General features: G+C 70.2%; 13 protein-coding genes. 4 read left to right on the top strand and 9 right to left on the bottom strand.

The window, feature by feature from the left end; all coding sequences use genetic code 11:
* Positions 1–96: 96 nt before the first annotated feature.
* On the bottom strand, positions 97–1065 hold the full coding sequence (locus QH948_RS13280) for a hypothetical protein (RefSeq protein ID WP_281144807.1): 969 nt from the start codon (positions 1063–1065) through the stop codon (positions 97–99).
* A gap of 87 nt (positions 1066–1152) precedes the next feature.
* Between QH948_RS13280 and QH948_RS13285 the strand changes: the two genes are divergently transcribed.
* Positions 1153–1497: an iron chaperone gene (locus QH948_RS13285; RefSeq protein ID WP_281144808.1), complete on the top strand. Its 345-nt coding sequence runs from the start codon at positions 1153–1155 to the stop codon at positions 1495–1497.
* A gap of 153 nt (positions 1498–1650) precedes the next feature.
* Here QH948_RS13285 and QH948_RS13290 read toward each other — a convergent pair whose 3' ends face one another.
* Complete coding sequence (locus QH948_RS13290; RefSeq protein WP_281144809.1) at positions 1651–2319, bottom strand: PepSY domain-containing protein; 669 nt, start codon at positions 2317–2319, stop codon at positions 1651–1653.
* Between the two features lie 122 nt (positions 2320–2441).
* Here QH948_RS13290 and QH948_RS13295 point away from each other — a divergent pair, with 122 nt between their 5' ends.
* Positions 2442–3626 carry a winged helix DNA-binding domain-containing protein gene (locus QH948_RS13295; RefSeq protein ID WP_281144810.1) on the top strand — a complete coding sequence of 395 codons (1185 nt, stop codon included), beginning with the start codon at positions 2442–2444 and terminating at the stop codon, positions 3624–3626.
* Between the two features lie 11 nt (positions 3627–3637).
* Here the strand turns inward: QH948_RS13295 and QH948_RS13300 are convergent, their stop codons facing one another.
* The 3 genes from QH948_RS13300 to QH948_RS13310 form a co-directional block, all read right to left on the bottom strand.
* Positions 3638–4936 (bottom strand): MFS transporter, encoded by a 1299-nt coding sequence (locus tag QH948_RS13300; RefSeq protein ID WP_281144811.1) that lies wholly within the window; start codon positions 4934–4936, stop codon positions 3638–3640.
* 190 nt (positions 4937–5126) lie between these two features.
* Complete coding sequence (locus QH948_RS13305; RefSeq protein ID WP_281144812.1) at positions 5127–5657, bottom strand: YbaK/EbsC family protein; 531 nt, start codon at positions 5655–5657, stop codon at positions 5127–5129.
* A 94-nt stretch (positions 5658–5751) separates the two neighbouring features.
* On the bottom strand, positions 5752–7125 hold the full coding sequence (locus tag QH948_RS13310; RefSeq protein WP_281144813.1) for a hypothetical protein: 1374 nt from the start codon (positions 7123–7125) through the stop codon (positions 5752–5754).
* 95 nt (positions 7126–7220) lie between these two features.
* Here QH948_RS13310 and QH948_RS13315 point away from each other — a divergent pair, with 95 nt between their 5' ends.
* The gene (locus QH948_RS13315) at positions 7221–8441 is read left to right on the top strand and encodes an SLC13 family permease (RefSeq protein ID WP_438874144.1); all 1221 of its coding nucleotides are present in this window, start codon (positions 7221–7223) and stop codon (positions 8439–8441) included.
* Between the two features lies 1 nt (position 8442).
* Positions 8443–8922, top strand: coding sequence for a universal stress protein (locus QH948_RS13320; protein WP_281144815.1), 480 nt, complete (start codon positions 8443–8445; stop codon positions 8920–8922).
* 2 nt (positions 8923–8924) lie between these two features.
* Here the strand turns inward: QH948_RS13320 and QH948_RS13325 are convergent, their stop codons facing one another.
* The 4 genes from QH948_RS13325 to manA all read right to left on the bottom strand — a co-directional run bounded on the left by QH948_RS13325 (position 8925) and on the right by manA (position 14577).
* Entirely contained in the window at positions 8925–10046 is a 1122-nt protein-coding gene (locus tag QH948_RS13325; protein WP_281144816.1) for a L,D-transpeptidase family protein, read from the bottom strand.
* 476 nt (positions 10047–10522) lie between these two features.
* The gene (locus QH948_RS13330; protein ID WP_281144817.1) at positions 10523–12319 is read right to left on the bottom strand and encodes an ABC transporter ATP-binding protein; all 1797 of its coding nucleotides are present in this window, start codon (positions 12317–12319) and stop codon (positions 10523–10525) included.
* 49 nt (positions 12320–12368) lie between these two features.
* Complete coding sequence (locus QH948_RS13335) at positions 12369–13379, bottom strand: LacI family DNA-binding transcriptional regulator (protein WP_281144818.1); 1011 nt, start codon at positions 13377–13379, stop codon at positions 12369–12371.
* A 58-nt stretch (positions 13380–13437) separates the two neighbouring features.
* On the bottom strand, positions 13438–14577 hold the full coding sequence (manA, locus tag QH948_RS13340) for a mannose-6-phosphate isomerase, class I (protein ID WP_281144819.1): 1140 nt from the start codon (positions 14575–14577) through the stop codon (positions 13438–13440).
* Between the last annotated feature and the right edge of the window lie 5 nt (positions 14578–14582).

A 14582-nucleotide genomic window follows, 5' to 3' on the forward strand; every position in this document is an offset into this window, starting at 1 on the left:
ATGGTGAGGCTGTGGTTGGGGGACCACAACCCCTCAGATGAGGGTCGGGGGGCCTCGCCTGCCGGACTACCGCGGGCGGGGCCCTTCCATGCCCCGTTAGGGCAGCACGATCGACGGCTGCCCCGCGCGCACGTCGACGGCGCGGCCGATGGCCTGCAGCAGCACATCGTCGGGGAGCACATCCGCCCATGAGCCTGCGCCCTTGAGCGTGGACCGTGCCGCGGCGCGGAGGTCGGCGGCGTAGTCGGGGTCGATGAGCAGCGGGTAGCGGGACCCCTCATCGCCGAAGACGTCGGCCAGGAGGCTGCTGCCGCAGCTGGTGGCCACCTCGGCGGCGGCGAGGCGCGGCTTCTCGTCGGGCCCGTGGGCGTCGCCGTGCAGGAGCGCGGCATAGGTCGCGATCGCGGCCACGTGGTGCGTGAAGTCCAGCGCGTCGAGCAGGTCCCTGCCCTGCCGCATCTCGGCGGCCTCCTCGTGGTAGTTCGCGGTGACCTGGACGGCGTAGCTGTCGACGTCGGGCCGACCGGAGCTCTCCAGCGCCGCGACGTAACCGAGGAACTCCGCGTCGAGCCCGCCGTAGGTCAGGTAGGCCTTGTGGACGACGTCGATCTCCTTCGACAACGCCATCGACTCCGCGACCGACGCCCACGCGTCGTCGCTCTGCGCGACGGTGAGCGTCAGGACGGCCGCGTCGAGGGTCTGCGCGAACGCGGCGCGAAGCTTGCCGACGAGGTCGGGGCTCTGGCTGCCGGCGAGCGCGGCGAACTCGAGGCAGGACTGGCGAAAGAGCACGGCGCAGGCCTGGGAGCCAGGGTCGTCGAACCCGTCGCCGTCGACGATCGCGGCGAGCCCCCGCTGGGCGGAGGCCAGGTCGCCCTCGCGGAGGTCGTCGGCCAGCTGCGCCGCGACGACCCCGAACTGCGCCCCGAAGCCCGCGCCGAGGCCCTGCGGGAACAGCACCTTGGTGCGCCGCGCCGAGAACCGCATGGCGTCGAGTCCGAGCCCGACGATCTGCGCCGCGACGGCGGGGTCGTCGACGGTTCGGGCGAGCGCGAAGTAGATCATGGCCCGAGCCTATCCACCGCCGCGACACACAGACACCCGGGCGCTCCCCTCCCACCCCGACTGCGCGGCGCATGCCACGATGCCGCCATGGGATCCATCGACGAATACCTCGCGACCCTCGATCCGGCCGACGCGCAGGTCATCGGGCGCTGCTACGACGTGGCACGCGTCGTCGTGCCGGACGCGACGCAGGGCCAGGGCTACGGAATGCCGGCCCTGACGCACCGAGGCAAGCCGCTGCTGTCGGTGATGCGGGCCAAGACACACTTCGGGCTGTACCCGTTCAGCGCGCGCGTGGTCTCGTCGCTGGAGGACCAGCTCGGTGGGATCGACCATGCGAAGGGGACGATCCGCTTCCAGGCCGACGCGCCTCTGACGGAGGAGCTGCTCACGTCGCTCGTCGCGGCCCGTGCCGCCGAGATCGAGGCCTGACCCGACCTTGCGGCCCGCGCCCCGCACCGTCGCCTGGGCTGCGATGAGCACGACACACTTGTCGTCGCGTGTGTGACCGTTCAGATCACGATTTTCAGCCGCTGAGAAGGAGGATGTGCTCATCGCGCCCGCGCATCGGTCGACGACGATCGATCAGTCTAGATTCGCCTTGCCGGACTTCGTCTGCACGGTGACGTCCTCGGAGTCGTCGCCCTTCGCCACCTCGACGGTGTAGACCTGCACGTCGTCGTCCCACTCCAGCGTCCACTCGGTGACGGTGCCGCTGCGGACCTTCAGGGCCGCGGCGATCGCGTCCTGCGGCGACATCTCGGTGATGTCGACGGCCTTCTCGCGGTCCTCGTCGTCCTCGGTGTCCTTCTCGTTGGCGATGATGTCGCCCGTGGCGGCGTCGACGACGACGGTGGTGTCGGTGGACCCCGCCTGGAAGCCGACCTTGTACGTCCAGGCCCGGTAGTAGTCGGAGTACCCGAGTTCGACCTGGTGCATGGTTCCCTCGGCAGCGCCCGATGCCCGCTTGACGGCATCGTCGACGGTGACAGGAACGTCCCACGACGCGAGGTCGGTGGTCTTGGACGGCGCGACGGTGTCGGGGCTGACTGTCGCGGCCGCCGTACTGGTGGACTCGGCCGCTGACGCTTCGGCGGTGGCATCGTCACCCGGCTGAGGGCTGGACGTCGCGGCCGAGGTGGCGACCGCGGTCGCCGTGACGGCCGGTTCCGCAGCCGGGTCCTGGTAGGTGCAGGCGGAGAGCGCCAGGACGGCGGTCAAGGCCAACGCGGCGGGCTTCCAGGAGACGCTCATGACGGGTTCCTCTCATCGGGTGTGCCTCACGCTAGACGGCAGGGATGAGAGCACTTCTCATAATCCGGGGCGGCCGCCGGCAAATCCCAGGAACTGTCGGAGGGTCTGCCTACTGTTCACCCATGGAACCCGTACGACACGTCAGCGACGACGAGCGTCGCCACCGCCTTGGCATCCGCCACGCGCTCGCGCACCTGCATCGGGTCCGCACCGTGCGTGAGGCGGCTGACTCCGTCGTCGCGCTGCACGCGACCGACCCCGACGGTCTGAACATCTCTGCCTGGACCCGGATGCTCGACCCTCTGCCGGATGACATGGAACTCGCCCTGGCCCGGACGACGCTGATCCGCCAGCAGTCGATGCGGCGCACCGTGTTCGCCATGGACCCCGAACTGCTGCCGACCGTCACGGCCTCCGTCGGCCCACGCATGGCGACCGCCGCGCGCAAGGAACTCACGAAGGGCGTTGTCAAGGCTGGATTCGACCAGGCGGAGGCGTGGATCGAGACGGCCCTGGCCGGCCTGGTCGACGCAGTCTCGGTCAGGGCGCTGACCGCGAACGATATCCGCCGCGGCGTGCCGGAGACCGTCGGCAGCTACCGGCAGGGCATCGGGAGGTCGTGGGAGTCCACGGTTCACCTGACCCCCAAGGTCATCCGGCTGGCCGAACTGGAGGGACTCGTCGTGCGGCTCACGGTTCCATGCGGTCCGGCCGAAGGACGACTGTGCTGGCTGAGCGCGGACCTGTTCCGGCCAGATCGGCCGCGGCCAGACGCCCGTCAGGCCTGGGCCGACCTCGCCCGCCGCTGGCTCCGCGCCTTCGGGCCGGGCACCGTCGAGGACTTCGCGTGGTGGTCGGGAGGCACGAAGGCGGCCGTCCGCCAGGGTTTCAAGGACGTCGGCGCCGTGCCCGTCACGCTCGACGCGCCCGCACCGTCGGACCCGCGGCCGACGGGTTGGCTGCTGCCCGACGACGTCGCACCCATCGACACGCCCGGCTGGTGGGTGTCGCTGCTGCCCGTTCTCGACCCGACGGTCATGGGCTGGAAGGAGCGTGGCTTCCTGCTCGGCGACCATGCGCCGCTGCTGTTCGACTCCGTCGGCAATGCGGGCACCACCGCGGTCGTCAACGGGCGTGTCGTGGGCGTCTGGGTGCAGGACGAGCGGCGTCGCGTCCGCATTCGCTTCCTCGAAAGCGTGGACGCGTGGGCTCAACGGGCCCTGCGTAAGGAGGCCGAACGGCTCACCGCGCATCTCGGCGGAACGCGCGCGTTCCCCGTCTACCCGTCGCCGGCGATGCAGGGCTGAGGCGGTCCTCGTCAGCCCGGACCGCGGGATGCCGCCGTTGCGATGGCGTAGCGGCGGAAGGCGGGGAACAGCACCGCGATCGCCGCGACGCCGACCACCACCAGGAGACCGCCGAGACCCGTCGCGAGGCCGGGGCCGACCACATCGCCGGCCCATCCGTGCAGCACGTCGGCCAGACGCGGTCCGCCTGCGACCACCACGATGAACACGCCCTGCAGGCGGCCGCGGACGGAGTCGTCGGTGGCGCTCAGCAGGATGGACTGCCTGAACGCCGCCGAGGCCATGTCGGCGGCGCCGCCGACGGCGAGCATGGCCAGCGCCACGCCGAGCATGAGCTGCATCTGCCACGGGGCGAGGCCCACAGCTAGGCCCATCGCCGCCATCGAGAGGCCCCAGACGCCCACTGCCCACAGCACCGCGGTGCCCTGCCGGTTGACCCGTGACACCCAGCCGCCGAACACCCCGCCCAGCACCGCGCCGACGGGCATCGCCGCGTAGAGCAGGGCGAACTCGACGCCGCCCTCGGTCGGTCCGCCGAAGGAGACGTGGGCGATCTCCGGGAAGAGAGCGCGCGGCATGCCGAAGATCATGGCGACGAGGTCGACGACGAAGCTCAGCATCAGGATCTTGTGCGCGCTGAGGTAGATGAGGCCGTCGATGACCGACCGCAGTCCCGGCGCCTTCCCGACCTGCCCCGCGGTGGGCATCGACGGTAGCCGCCACACCGCGTACAGCGTCGCGAAGAGCGTGACGGTGTCGATCAGGTACAGCCACGAGTACCCGATGACAGGGATCAGCGCACCACCGACGAGCGGGCCGGCGATCGCGCCGGCGGACATGACGGTCATGTTGAGCGCGTTCGCGGCCGGCAGCTCATCGTCGGGGAGGAGCTTCGGGAGGATCGCGACGCGCGTCGGCTGGTTGACGGCGAAGAACGCCTGCTGGAGCGCGAAGACGCCGAGCAGCAGCCAGACGTTGTTCACCCCGGCAGCCGACTGCAGCCAGAACAGTGCGGACGTGACGATCAGGCCGGTCGTCGTGATCTCGAGCAGGCGTCGTCGGTCGAAGTGGTCGGCCAGTGCGCCGCCCCACAGGCCGAACACGATCAGCGGTACGAGCCCGAAGATGCCCGTGAGCCCCACCATGGCGGAGCTCCCGGTGATGGCGTAGATCTGCGCGGGGACCGCCACGACCGTCAGCTGCGCCCCGATCACCGTGACGATGTTGGCGACCCACAGCCGTCGGAAGTCACCGTTGCGCAGCGGCCTGGTGTCGGCGAACAGCGCCCTGATCTTGTCGCGGACTCCCACGCCCACCTCCTCACGAACGGGCAGTCACGTTACTCCGGCCGACCTCCCCGACGACGCACTGCTCACGCGGTGCCCCGTTCGGTTCGTTGAGCTTGTCGAAGCGCCTTGAGCCTGTCGAAGGCACCCCTGCCGCGCACAACTGCGGAGGCAGGGGGCGGGCCCGGGCAATCCAGGAGCGCGCTCGTTGCGGTCAGCGAAGGGCGAGGGGTAGCACCCTGGCGTTGGGAAGTTCGGCGAGGGCGGCACCGTCGAGGAGGATCTTGGAGCCCCGCACCCCGCCGCCGATGACGATCGGGCCGGCGGCGACGACGGCCTCGTCGACGAGGATCGGCCAGTCGGCGGGCAGCCCGACGGGCGTGATGCCGCCCTGCGTCATGCCGGTGAGCTGCTCTGCCGTCGGCTGATCGGCGAAGGACATCTTCCGCATCCCGAGCTCCTTGCGGACGGTCTTGTTGACGTCGGCCCGATCGGTCGCCAGCACCATGACTGCGGCGTGGACGCTCTCCTCGCCGCGACGGCCGAACACGACGACGCAGTTCGCGGACGCCTCCTCGGCTACGTCGTAGGCCGCGCAGAAGGCCGCCGTGTCGGCCAGCGTCGCGTCGATCTCCGCGACCCTGGCACCTGGCACCAGCGGGGCGGCCGCCGCGACGGGCGGCGCCACAAGTTCCGGATGCTCCTCCAGCGGGAGCCAGGTCAGGTTTCCTTCGGCAGTTGGCATGCGGGTCACGTTACCCACGTCGGCCACAGTGGGCCGACCATGCTCACGGAGCGAGGCAGCGCCGAGGCGACGTGAGGGCGACCAGGGTGGCTGGTCAGGGGGTGAGGGCCGGGCCGATGGTGGCGGGGTCGGGGGCGGCCTTGTCGGTGCCCGTCACGACGCGGGGGCGCTGGGGCCAGCGCTCGAACAACTGGTTGCGCAGGTCGCGGCCGAGCGATGCATTGCCCATCGCCGCGGCGAGCCCGCTGACGCACAGCGCGATGCCGACGTTACGGACGAACACCGAACTGGGAAGAACCGCAGCGAAACTCTCATCGGAACCGCTGTAGACCGACGCGAAGTCCTCCAGGCTTCCGCTGCCGAGAGAGACGCCCGTCCAGCCCAGCACGATCGCGACCGCGCCGAGCGCCATGGCGGCACGCGCCAGAGAGGGGACAGCCGGCCCCGAGTACTTCACCAGAACCTCCGACGGCGGGCGCGGGGCATCCGGATCGACGACGGCGGCACGCAGGTGACGCCGCTCATGCAGGTCCGTCACCCCGTCGATGATCGAACCCACCACCACCAACAGGAGACCAACGGTCATCAGCACTGTGAAGACGACAGTGCCGGCGTCGACGAACCCCTCGAGCTCCGGCGTCAGCTCGGCACGCTCGCCCGCCTGGCCACCGGGCCAGCGCTGCGCGTCGGGGTGGGTGATGAACAGCAGCACCGACATGAGCAGCAGTGCGGCGGCCACGCCCACCGACCCGACGGTGATGGCAATCCCGGCCGCTCGACCGGACGGGGTACGGGCGGGCCGCGTCGTGTTCGGCGTGTACTGAGCCCTCGTCCACGCGGCCTGCTCGTGACGCGGCCACCAGTGGTCGGAGATCTCGCCGCGACGGCGGCCGTGCGCTGCCCTGATGCCGAGCCTGAGCCAGGCCGTCACCGCGATCAGCACCGCGCCACCGCCGACGGTCACGCCCAGGATGATCAGCATCGACGGCGCGTCACCCGGTTCGGAGATCAGCATCCACAGTGCGACGGGCGCGGCGATGGCGAACAAGACGATGTGGAAGAAGCACCACATCATCAGCCAGCCCCCGGGACTGGACACGATCGCCGCGACCTGGCCCGGGGAGGGGACCTGCGTGACGGGCGCACCCGCCCGCGCGGCCTTCGCGACGGCCCGCGACACTGCGACCGAGCCGGCCACCTGCGTGATCGACGCGACGAGCGTAAGCGCCCAGACGAGCGCCAGAACAGGGAGCATCGAAGCACGGGTGAACTGGTCGAGGATTCTCGCGACCTCATACTGCAGCACGCCCTCCTCCCCCAGCAGGCCGACGGCCACCACCAGGAGGAACACGCCGCCGAGGCCGATCAGGAAGGCCACCAGAGTCCGGGCGGTCGCCCAGCACAGGTCGCCGACGAACCCGACGGGGTACTCGTACCAGCGGAAGGGCTCCTGCGACGCGTCAGACATGCGCCACACCGTAGCCACACGACGGGCCGCGCAGGTACCGTGTCGCCGTGAGTGAGGGGCTGGCGGAACCCATCGCCATCGTGCTGCTGGTGGCGGTGCTGGCGTTCGCCATCATCCGGCCGCGCGGCCTCCCTGAGGCCGTCGCCGCAGCCCCGGCCGGCCTGCTCGTCGCCGCGACAGGGCTCATCACCTGGGGCGAAACCTGGGAACAGGTCACGACGATGGCGCCCACCATCGCCTTCCTGGCCGGGGTGCTGATGCTCTCGAAGCTGTGCGAGGCAGAGGGGATGTTCGCAGCCGCGGGAGCGTTCATGGCCCGCCGCGCGAATGGTCGCCCTGTCACGCTGCTGGGGCTGGTGTTCGCGGTCTCTGCCCTTGTCACAGCTGTCCTGAGTCTCGATGCGACCGTCGTGCTGCTCACCCCCGTCGTGTTCGCCACCGCCGCCCGCTCAGGGGTGAGACCCACACCGCACGTGTACGCGACGGCGCACCTGTCCAACTCCGCCTCCCTGCTGCTGCCCGTCTCCAACCTGACGAACCTGCTGGCGCTGAGCGCCGCCGGGATCAGCTTCCTGCAGTTCGGCGCGCTGATGGCGGGCCCGTGGCTGGTCGCCATCGCCGTCGAGTACGTCGTGTTCCGCCGCTACTTCGCCTCGGAGCTGAGCGTGCACGCCACCCCCGACGACGACGTCGAGGACGTCCCGAACCCGGTGTTCGCGCTCGTCGTGCTCGCCTGCACGCTGGTCGGTTTCGCCCTCAGCTCACCGCTGGGCATCGAGCCCTTCTGGGCGGCGCTGGCCGGCGTCGTTGTGCTCGCCATCAAGCGCCTCGCGACGCGCGCCGTCGCGCCCGGAAGGCTGGCCGCCACGCTGGTGGAGGCCGCGAACCCCTGGTTCCTCGTGTTCGTCCTCGGGCTGGCGATGGTGGTCAAGGCCGTCGTCGACCACGGCCTGGCCGACTGGCTGCGCACCTTCCTGCCCACCGGCGGCGACCTGCTCAGCCTGCTGCTCATCGCGCTCGTCGCCGCGGTGCTGGCCAACGTCGTCAACAACCTGCCCGCCGTCCTGGTGCTGCTGCCGCTGGTCGCCGACGGCGGCGCACTGCCGGTGCTGGCGGTCCTGATCGGCGTCAACGTGGGGCCGAACCTGACCTTCGTCGGGTCGCTCGCGACCCTGCTGTGGCGGCGGATCCTCGCCGATCATGACCACGAGACCGAGCTCGGCGAGTTCACCCGGCTCGGCCTCCTCACCGTGCCCGCGAGCCTCGTGCTGTGCACGATGGCCCTGTGGGGTGGAGCGCAACTGATGGGAGTGTGAGATGCGGGTTCTGGTGTGGATCGCGCCGGCGACGTGGCCGGCCGCGATCGAGGCCGCGAAGCTGCGGCCCGAGGACGACGACCTGACCCTGGTGGCCGTCGACGATAGCCACCAACTGCCCCGGCCGATCGGGGGGCTCTTGGGCCGCGGGTCGCCGCCCCGCGACGTGGCTTCGGCGGCCCTGACCGCCGACCGGGCGGCCCGCCTGCTGAAGAAGGCCGCCGCCGCGCTCGGGCGCGACTGCACGACGGCCGTGCTCACGGGCGAGACCGAGCGGGCCGTGACGCGGGCCTGCGACGACGCGGACCTGCTGATCATGGCCCGCGACGGCGACCGCTCCCGGCTGGGGCCACCAAGCCTCGGGCGCGCGGCGCGATTCATCCTCGATCACGCGCCGTGCACCGTCGAGCTCATCTGGCCGGAGAACCCGCCGTCACTGTCGACGATCCCACCGAAGCCGAGGCACGAACCCCGGCACTGAGATCACGCCTTGATGGAGATCAGGTCGCCGGAGTCGACGGCGTGGACGATGTCGACCATGAAGCTCTTCGACACCGACACGCAGCCGGCGGTCGCTCCGTCGCCGTTGACGTGCAGGAAGATCCCCGCACCCTTCTTGCGCACCTTCTCGAGGTTGAAGTCGATGACGATGGCGTAGCGGTACTCGGTCTTGTAGTCGATGAGGTGCTCGGCGTCGGAGGTGTCGAAGCCGCTCGTGCCGGAGCGGTACTCGTTGTAGTGCACCGAATCGTTGTCCTGGACCCAGTAGTCGTTGCCGTCGACCTTCCGCCACGACACGCCCCTCGTCTTCGGCACCGAGCCGACCGAGAAGCCCTGCGTCATCGTGTAGGTGCCGGCCGGGGTCGTGAAGGTGTCCTGCTTGCGTTTGGCGTCCGCGACGATGCCCCTGGCGCCGACGCGGCCCTTTTCTGAGCGCATCTTCGTGAAGGAGCACTTCACACCCGAGGCGCGGTCCCACAGCGTGACGACGGCGTAGGAGCCACTCGTGCCGTTGACCGTGACGAGGTGGCCCGCCTCGGAGTCGACCGCCAGCTTCACGCCCCCGAGCGTCACCGTGCAGCTACCCCACGTGCCCGACGATCCTGTCTGCGCCAGGTGGCCGTTGCGGATCCAGTTCCCCGCCGACGTCTGCCGGTAGCCGCCCACGACGGTGTGGGTCATCCGCACGACGGTGCCTTTGTCGAGGACCTTCACCACAGATCCGCCGACGGCGGCGTAGGCGTGCACCCCGTCGACCGTGGTGCGCATGTAGAGGTGCGTGGACACATACAGGTCGCTGTTCCTGATCCAGTGCCCGCTGGTGAGCCTGCGGTAGCCGCTGCTGACGGTCTTCGTCGCCGACACCTTCGCCCCGCGCACCAGCGTCTTGATGACCTTCGTGCGCGCGGAGTTGTAGACCTTCACGCCGTTGCGCTCGGCCCGCAGGTACACCGTCGACGACGAGCCGTCCGCCAGCAGCCCGACGGCTCCCCCTCCCAGCGGTGGCGCCGCGCTCGCGGCGGGCGTCCCTGTGATGAGCAACGCGAACGGGAGCAGCGCCGCGGCCACCAGGTGTCCTGCCTGGGGTCGACCCCGTGGGTACATCGTCGGTCCTTCCCTGCGGCGGTGTCGGTGCCTTCCGCCGTCGGAGGGACGTTAGCCTCCTGGGAGGTCGTCGGCCATCAACGCGGTAGTCAGGGCAACCCGGGTCGCCGAGCCTGTCGAGCCGGGTCACCGAGCCTGGCAAGCCGGGTCACCGAGCCTGTCGAGGTGCCTCGAGCGGGCGAGAGGACGATGGCCGGGCGCCGACCCTTCGACAGGCTCAGGGCCCTTCGACAAGCTCAGGGAACCGCCATTACCCAGGGCCCTTCGACAAGCTCAGGGAACCGCCATTGCCCAGGGCCCTTCGACAAGCTCAGGGAACCGCCATTACCCAGGGCCCTTCGACAAGCTCAGGGAACCGCCATTACCCAGGGCCCTTCGACAAGCTCAGGGAACCGCCGTTGCCAGGGCCCTTCGACAAGCTCAGGGAACTGCCGTTGCTCAGGGCGTTGCGAAAAGCTCATGGAACCGGTTGGCTCTCAGCGGACGATGCCGAAGCGCGCCAGTCGGGCCTTGTCGGCCTTCCGGGTGGAGGCCTGGAGCGACAGCAGCTCGGCGTAGATGCCGCCCGTGGTGGCCAGCTCCGCCGGGCTCCCGACCTCGTCGATGCGACCGTCGCGCAGCGTGACGATCCGGTCGACGCTGGAGATCGTCGACAGCCGGTGGGCGATGATCAGCGTCGTGCGGCCCTCCATCAGCTCGTCGAGGCCAGCCTGGACGGCACGCTCGGCCTTGGTGTCGAGCGAACTGGTCGCCTCGTCGAGGACCAGGATCGGGGCGTCCTTCAGGAGCGCCCGGGCGACCGAGATGCGCTGCTTCTGGCCGCCTGAGAGCTTCACGCCGCGCTCGCCGATCTCGGTGTCGAAGCCCTTCGACAACCGCGAGATGAAGCTCATCGCGTTGGCGCGCGTCGCGGCGGCGGTGAGCTGCTCGTCAGTCACCTCTCCCATGCCGTAGGCGATGTTCTCGCGGATGGTGCCGCTGAACAGGCTGGCGTCCTGGAACACGACGCCGATCTCGCGGCGCAGCACGCCGACGGGCACGTCCGCGACGGACAGGCCGTGCACCGACACCGTGCCGGAGGTCGCCGGGTAGAGCCTCATGATGAGGTTCACCAGCGTGGTCTTGCCGCCGCCGGACTCTCCGACGAACGCGACCTTCTCGCCGCGATCGATGGCGAGGTTGATGTCGGTGAGCACGAGCTCGCCGTCGTCGTAGCCGAAGTCGACGTGGTCGAAGTTGATGACAGGGTCGGCGTCGCTCCAGTCGACGGTGCTGATGTGTTCCGCCTCGAGTGGGTTGTTCGGCTCATCGACCTCGCCCATCACCCGGAAGTACTCCGCGCTGCCGGCCAGCGCCCGCTGGGTCGTGTCCACGAGGTAGCTCATGGAGGCGACGGGCTGGCGGGCCATGTTGACCAGCTGGATCAGCATCACCATGACGCCGATGCTGAAAGCGCCCTGGGCGGTCTGGACGAACAGGATGGCGTAGATGGCGAAGAAGACGACGTCGAGCACCGAGCGGCGGGCCGTGTCCATCCGGTGCCAGAAGGACGACTGCTGTGCGGTCAGGCCGACGGCGTCGTCGTAGTGGGCTGCGAACCGGTCGACCTCACCGCGTTCGGTGACGAACGACTTCACGACGCGCATCTGCGCGATGGCCTCGGCGAACCGTCCGCCGGCGACGTCGTAGTGGTCGTTCTTGCGGTGCTCCCACACCTGCCAGCGCTTCGACGTCAGGGCGGTGAGCCACACGAACGTCGGGTAGATGATGATCAGCAGCACCGCCAGCCAGGGCGAGTAAAAGGCCGTGATGATGAGCACCGCGAACAGGGTGATCAGCATGGGGAAGAAGTTGTTCGCGAACATCTGCAGGAAGTCGGTGATCGACGTGATCGACCGGTTCAGCCGGGAGATGAGCGTGCCGGTCAGCTCGTTGTCGAAGTAGCGCTGCGGCAGCCGCAGGAGTTTGTGGAAGTACCTGACCGACAGGATGCGGCGCAACCTGGTGGCCATGAGGTCGCCCCAGTAACCGGTGATGTTGCTGATCAGCGAGTTCGCCAGCGACAGCCCGAGCAGCGCGACGGCCAGCCACATGAGCGACGCGATGGTGCCGGGTCCGCCGGCCGCCATCGACACGACGATGTCGGTCGCCGCAGCGATGACGAAGGGCATCAGCAGCGACGTGGCGGCTATCGCCACCGCGCCGAGCACGATGCCGAGATAGAGCGGCCACAGCTGCCTGGCCGCCGTCAGAATCCTGACGATGTCGCGCATGCGAACCTCCTGGAGCAGGAGTGACTCTACTTGCCGGGAAGGCAGTGCCCTACGCCGAGGGAGCTGCCGCCGTCGAGTCTCGCTTGATCAGGCGCGGAATGTAGTCGAGGTGCGCCGCGGGGGTCGCGCCGTCGATTAGCTCGAAGAGGCGCCGCCCAGCGTGCCGGCCCGAGGCCACGACGTCGTGGCTGAGCGCGGTGAGCCGCGGGAGCGTGTGCTGGCAGAGGATCGAATCGTCCCAGGCGACGATCGACAACTGCTCGGGGACCGAGATCCCGAGCTCCATCGCGACGGTGAGCCCCGCAACGGCCATCACGTCGTTGTCGTAGACCATCGCGGTCGGGGGCTCGTCGCCGGTCAGGAGGGCACGGGTGACCTCGGCGCCGCTGTCGGGGGTGTAGTCGGTGCGGACCAGCACGGGGTCAAGCCCGAGGGCGTCCGCCTCGCTCATGAACACGTCGTCCCGGATGAGGGTGTGGGCGAGCTGCGTGAGGCCGGAGACGCGCGCGATGCGACGGTGACCGAGGTTGGCCAGGTGGTGCACAGCCTCGCGCATCGAGGCGGCGTCGTCGGTCCAGACGCATGCCAGCGGGCCGGCGACCGACGGGTCGCCGATGGCAATCGCGGGCAGCTCGTCCGACTCGGCAAGCAGCGCCACGCGGGGGTCGTCGATGGTGAGGTCGACGAGCAGCACGCCGTCGACCCGGCGGGAGCTGCGCCAGCGCGACAGGGTCTCCAGCTCGGCCTCGGGCGTGGGGACGAGCTGGAGCAGGAGGCCGTACCCGCGGGTGGAGAGCTCGGCCTCGAGGCCCGCGAGGAACTGCATGTAGAACGTCTCGACGCCCAGGAGGGCGGGGTCGCGGGCGAGGACCAGCCCGAACGTCTCGGTGCGGGACTCGGCGAGCGACCGGGCGGCGGTCGAGGGGGCCCAGCCCATCTCCTTGGCCACCTTGAGCACGCGGGCGCGGGTCTCGTCCGAGACGCCCTTGCGCCCGTTGAGCGCGAACGACACCGCGCCGATGGATACCCCGGCGCGCTCAGCGATGTCGCTGATCGTCACCCGTCGTCTTCCGCCTGCCACCCCTGCACCCTACCGGTACCGGCCGAGTGGGCCTCGGTCAGCGGGAGCCGGACCCGCTCGCCAGCACCGCATGCCCAGAGCCCGTCAAGGAGAGCCGCCCGGGGTCGGGGACGAAGGCACTCTCGCCGCGGACGAGTCGGGTCGGAGCACCGCCGCCCAGCGTGAACTCCCCATCCAGGACCATCACGATCGACGGAGACTGAGTCACGACGGCCGCGTCGCCCGTGGCCATGAACAGCTCGAACCCCGCTTGCGGAGGCCGATAGGTCGAGAGGTGGGGCGTCACCTCGACGGGATCCAGCAGGGCCGTCGGGCCAGCGGTGAAGTCGAGCACAGCGAGCAGCTCGGCGACATCGACATGCTTGGGCGTGAGCCCGCCGCGCAGGACGTTGTCGGAGGGCCCCATGAGCTCGACTCCGAGGCCGCGGCGGTAGGCGTGGATGTTGCCGGCGGGAAGCCAGAGGCACTGCCCCGCCGACAGCGTGAGGTGGTTAAGGAGCTGGGCGACGGCGATGCCGGGGTCGCCCGGGTAGCTGCCGGCGAGGTCGCGGACCAGCGGCAGCTCGGCCGGGTGCAGGGCGGCCTGGCGCTCGAGTTCGTCAACGAGCGACCGCACCTCCCTCGCCCCCGACAGCAGCCAGGCGACCGAACGGCGCAGGCCGTCCTCGCCGGCGAGCAGGTCGCGCCAGCGGCCGAGCGCCGCCCCGTCGGTGGCACGCGCGATGGCGCCGTCGACGAAGCGCACCGACTCGTCGAGCGGCCGGAAGCCGCACAGGGCCTCGAACCCGTCGGCTAGAGCCACGATGAGTTCGGGCTTGGCGTGCGGGTCCTTGTAGTTGCGCCACGGTGCGTCCAGAGGGACACCCTCGTCGTTCTCGCGCTCGAACCCGGCGCGCGCCTGCGCCGCGGTCGGGTGGGCCTGGAGCGACAGCGGCGTCTCCGCGGCGAGCACCTTGAGGAGGAACGGCAGGTCGACGCCGGTGCACCGCTCCCACTCCGCGAGATCCGTCCAGGGTCCGGTGCCCGCGAACCGGCTGGGCGATCCCGGGTGGGCGCCCAGCCAGAGCTCGGCCTGGCGGTCGTCGGTGGCGGGCCAGCCGAGGGCCGCGGAGATCCCGCCCGGGATGCCCCAGGCGTAGTCGCGCGGCGTGTTGACGATGCGGTGGACCGAGGTCATGGTCG

This window comes from Tessaracoccus lacteus, from assembly GCF_029917005.1.
Lineage (GTDB): Bacteria > Actinomycetota > Actinomycetes > Propionibacteriales > Propionibacteriaceae > Arachnia > Arachnia lactea.

Bases quoted from the DNA above. Each gene is read 5' to 3' on its own strand.
- QH948_RS13290 (WP_281144809.1), bottom strand. From the start codon at position 2,319: ATGAGCGTCTCCTGGAAGCCCGCCGCGTTGGCCTTGACCGCCGTCCTG.
- QH948_RS13305 (WP_281144812.1), bottom strand. From the start codon at position 5,657: ATGCCAACTGCCGAAGGAAACCTGACCTGGCTCCCGCTGGAGGAGCAT.
- QH948_RS13325 (WP_281144816.1), bottom strand. From the start codon at position 10,046: ATGTACCCACGGGGTCGACCCCAGGCAGGACACCTGGTGGCCGCGGCG.
- QH948_RS13320 (WP_281144815.1), top strand. From the start codon at position 8,443: ATGCGGGTTCTGGTGTGGATCGCGCCGGCGACGTGGCCGGCCGCGATC.
- QH948_RS13285 (WP_281144808.1), top strand. From the start codon at position 1,153: ATGGGATCCATCGACGAATACCTCGCGACCCTCGATCCGGCCGACGCG.
- QH948_RS13310 (WP_281144813.1), bottom strand. From the start codon at position 7,125: ATGTCTGACGCGTCGCAGGAGCCCTTCCGCTGGTACGAGTACCCCGTC.
- manA (WP_281144819.1), bottom strand. From the start codon at position 14,577: ATGACCTCGGTCCACCGCATCGTCAACACGCCGCGCGACTACGCCTGG.
- QH948_RS13330 (WP_281144817.1), bottom strand. From the start codon at position 12,319: ATGCGCGACATCGTCAGGATTCTGACGGCGGCCAGGCAGCTGTGGCCG.
- QH948_RS13280 (WP_281144807.1), bottom strand. From the start codon at position 1,065: ATGATCTACTTCGCGCTCGCCCGAACCGTCGACGACCCCGCCGTCGCG.
- QH948_RS13295 (WP_281144810.1), top strand. From the start codon at position 2,442: ATGGAACCCGTACGACACGTCAGCGACGACGAGCGTCGCCACCGCCTT.